The organism is Gardnerella sp. 30-4, from assembly GCF_001641215.1.
In the GTDB taxonomy this organism is placed as follows: Bacteria; Actinomycetota; Actinomycetes; order Actinomycetales; family Bifidobacteriaceae; genus Bifidobacterium; species Bifidobacterium leopoldii.
On record NZ_LXJL01000081.1, the window covers coordinates 1 to 3,816 of the forward strand.

General features: G+C 43.5%; 3 protein-coding genes. All 3 read right to left on the minus strand.

Annotation, left to right across the window (positions count from 1 at the left end; translation table 11 throughout):
• Nucleotides 1–28: 28 nt before the first annotated feature.
• A complete protein-coding gene (locus A5294_RS05030) occupies nt 29–490 on the minus strand; it encodes a hypothetical protein (RefSeq protein ID WP_064340610.1) in 462 nt (153 codons plus the stop codon).
• Between the two features lie 388 nt (nt 491–878).
• Nucleotides 879–2,318 carry a hypothetical protein gene (locus tag A5294_RS05035; RefSeq protein WP_064340611.1) on the minus strand — a complete coding sequence of 480 codons (1,440 nt, stop codon included), beginning with the start codon at nt 2,316–2,318 and terminating at the stop codon, nt 879–881.
• A 451-nt stretch (nt 2,319–2,769) separates the two neighbouring features.
• Nucleotides 2,770–3,630 carry a hypothetical protein gene (locus A5294_RS05040; protein ID WP_004118590.1) on the minus strand — a complete coding sequence of 287 codons (861 nt, stop codon included), beginning with the start codon at nt 3,628–3,630 and terminating at the stop codon, nt 2,770–2,772.
• Between the last annotated feature and the right edge of the window lie 186 nt (nt 3,631–3,816).

The following is a 3,816-nucleotide window of genomic DNA, read 5'->3' on the forward strand; positions in this document are numbered from 1 at the left end:
ATATATTATTTATACTTACAGCACTAATTTAGTGACGAATCTTGCGAAGAGCAGTACCCATGCCAGCAAGAGCAGAAGCAACGACAGCAATCACAGCTACCGCGGCACCGGTCTTAGGAAGCTTAGCCTTAGCTGGAGCAGCTGGAGCTGGAGCAGCCGGGGCTGGCTTCTTATCATTCTCATGGAAATTGCTGGTAAGAGCTCTGTTGTACAAAGTCTTTGTAGCAGGCTCGCAAACTACAGTGCCCAAAGCGTTCTTGTAGCAGTGATTCATATCAGGAACCTGGGTAGGGTCATTGTAACCCTCAGGATTAGCAGGAGCCTGATGAGTCTCTGGATACAAATTCTCACCGTTCAATGGATCTGGAGTACCGTACTCAAGAACATGAGTATCGATTTCATCATCAGCCATCGCTGGAGCAGCAAAAGCACAACCTGCAAGCAAAGTAGCAGCTGCAGCGAAAGCTGCAATGGTCTTCTTCTTTAACATATTAGACCTTCAATCTCTTTTATCTGATCCCCGCGCAAAAGTTAGGGCTAACACGCAGAAGCCAGATACCAATATTAAAACTGGAATAAACCAACCCGGAATATACCAACTCGGAATATACCAATCTAAATTACAATAACACAGGGTACACCAATTTTTCACAAATAGAAAGTATTTTAAAGAAAAAACACTAAATAAAGGCGTTTTGTTGTAATAAACAAACTATTAGCAGTATAAGAGAATGTTTAGAACTCAATACAGAACAAACTATGGATAATCAGCAAACAGACATAATACTAAACTCAATATTAAAAAGTGAGCGTGCCGTATTCGCATACAGCACGCTCACAAATAGTTAAGCAATCATGCACTTTTGTGCATTAAAAGCTTAGTGGCGAATCTTGCGAAGAGCAGCACCCACACCAGCAAGCACAGAAGCAACAACAGCAACCAAAGCTACAGCAGCACCAGTCTTAGCCAATGGAGCAGCAACATTTGCAGCATTCTTCGTTGCATTCTTCGTTGTCTTATTGTCATTAGTATTACCAGCAACATTTCCAGCGCCGTTGCCAGTACCAGCGCCATTACCGCTAGGCTGACTTGGAACAGGAGTCAAAGGATTAATAGGCTTTGGAGTAAGCTTCTTGCTCTTTTCAGCTTCAGCAAGCAAAGCGCGAGCACCCTCAACAGTCTTAGCCTTACGAATCAGCTTAGCAGTGAAAGTGAAACCTTCCTTCTCAGCCTGCTGAGCAATCTTCTCAATCTCAGCCTTAACAATCTTCTGGAAAGCAGCCTTAGCTTGAGCAAGAAGCTTTACAGTATCAGCATCAAGCTTGCCATCCTTAGCAGCCTTCTTAGCAGCTTCTGCATTAGCGTTCATTTCCTCGTACAAAGCCTTAGCCTGGTCATAAGTCAAGCCCTTGAACAAGTCAGCGCCATTATACGCAGGAACATTATTAACTAAAGGAGCTACAGCATTATTAGTATGCCTCTTAGCAATCTCAGCTTCTTTAAGCAAGTTCTTCAAAGCAGTCAAAGTAGACTTCTTAGAATTACGAATCAGCTTAGCAACAAAAGTCAAGCCTTCAGCATCAGCCTTCTTAGCTAACTCCTCTATAGCATTCTTCTTACCCTGCGCAAGAAGCTTTGCTACAGCAGCAGATTCCTTAGACTTAGCATAATCCTTCAAAGCATCAATAACACTCTTCGGCAAGCCAAAACGCTCAGCCTCAGCAATAAGCGCATCCTTCTTAGCCTTATCTTTAGATATTGCTTCTTCAACCTTCGCTCTTTGAGCGTCAAATAAAGCTTTTTGGGCAGGACTAATCTTCTTATGATTCTTCTTCAATTGAGCTTCAAAAGCCTTAAAATCACCAAGACCAGCCATACTCGTAGCAACATCATCAGTTACATCGCTCTTATAAGTAAGAGTGACTGTAACAACGTTCTCACCAGCTTTAATTTCCGTAGGATAAGTAATAGTACCAACAGTACCAGTATCAACTACAGAATCACCCTGAGCAGGAGTAAGATCATTCTGCACCTGAGCTAAGAAACCAGCACCAATCCCAGCTACAGTATGGGTAATATCATCCTTAGTAGCACCGTACTTATCATTCTTATTGTAAAGAGTAATAGCCTTAGTCTTATGATCTGTAGTTCCTACCTTAAAGTTGAAAACAACATCTTTAAGTTCAGCAACTTGATCGCTCTGCACAGCAGGAGGATTAGCATTTGGCTTTTCTGCCATAGCAGGCGCAGCAAACACCAAACCAGAAACCAGCGTAGCACCTGCAGCAAATGCAGCAATCGCTTTCTTATTCAACATAATAAACCTCAATTTTTCTCACATAAATTGCGCGACATCATTTGTTCACGCAAATGCAAAATCAATAAACAAAATTCAGTAAATATTCAAAATGAGCTTCAATATTTTGGGAATTAATTCAATATCTTGAGCAATAACCTTCAAAACTTGGGTTATAGGCCAAAACTTTAATCAAACCCAAAATACGCACACGTACGGCAAAAGGCTTGGGAAACAAATGCCCCTAGTAGCACAATTACCCAAGCCTCTTACACTAATCAGCATCGCTTCCCTAACAAGCAACACTGATTCAACACTCAACAGCTAACTTACAAACACTATCCACGCTCGCACTGTGAAGAAAGAGATTTGGCAAAACAGTGAAAACGCATAATAAAATCTGTAAGTCGCCTGTGGCATAAAACTTAAACAGTCTCATGCCACAAGTTGAGTGAAAAATTATTCACTAAATTTAGTGACGAATCTTGCGAAGAGCAGCACCCATACCGGCAAGCACGGAAGCAGCAACAGCAGCCAAAGCTACAGCAGCGCCGGTCTTAGCCAATGGAGCAGCGGCAGCTGGGGTCTTAGCTGCAGCAGTCTTAGCCTCAGCCTTAGCAGCAGCCTTCTTAGCTGGAGCCTTCTTACCTGGGAAGTTTGGTTCCTTCTTCATAGCATTCAAGATATCCTTGGCACCAGTGTCGCAGCTCTGATCCTTAGCGTGATCGCGTGCGGAATCCAACAAGGCAGCAGCGCGAGTACGGTTGTTATCAGCAACCTTGAGCAAAGCTTCTACCTGAGCCTGAAGCTGCTGGACTTCGTGAGCCTCAACGTAATCACCCTTAGCAAGGGCATCCTTCATATCCTCAGCAAGCTCAGCCTTGAGATCCTTAACAGTAGCTTCAACATGACCGTAGTGCAAAACAGCCTTCTCAAGCTTACGACGAATATCCTTCAAGTAAGCGCAGGTGTCACCCATACCCTTGATGAGGTCATCCCAGCCGTGAGCCTGTGTAGCTTCAAGCTTTTGGAGAAGAGCATCATAAAGGTGAACATTGGTCTGCGCACGCTTCAAAACCTCTACGAACTGACCCTTGTAGTTATGCTGAAGCAAATCAGAGTTGATTGGATCATGGCTTTCTGGATCAGCTGCAGGAGTACCAGGAACACCATTATCAGACTGCTGACCAGTTGGATCAGTAGTGTGGCTGCTCATACCTGGAACCTTAATCCAGTCATCCAAGCCTGCTGCCATTGCTGGAGCAGAAAAAGCGAAACCGGAGAGGAGGGTGGCGCCGGCAGCAAATGCGGCAATAGCCTTCTTATTTAACATAATATTTTCCTTTCTTCTTCTCCTTCACGCCAAACGCGCGAAGAAAAAATTAATATTCACAACTTAAGTTTTGTGAATAACTACCAGCGCAGAGCATCCGGCTGGAAGCTGTTATTAACATACCCCCCCCCCGTTCGAAAAAGTCAAGAGCAGACACACAACTCATTAACAAAAAATATTCATATT

Coding starts and splice junctions, on each gene's coding strand:
- A5294_RS05030 (WP_064340610.1), bottom strand. CDS start 490: ATGTTAAAGAAGAAGACCATTGCAGCTTTCGCTGCAGCTGCTACTTTG.
- A5294_RS05040 (WP_004118590.1), bottom strand. CDS start 3,630: ATGTTAAATAAGAAGGCTATTGCCGCATTTGCTGCCGGCGCCACCCTC.
- A5294_RS05035 (WP_064340611.1), bottom strand. CDS start 2,318: ATGTTGAATAAGAAAGCGATTGCTGCATTTGCTGCAGGTGCTACGCTG.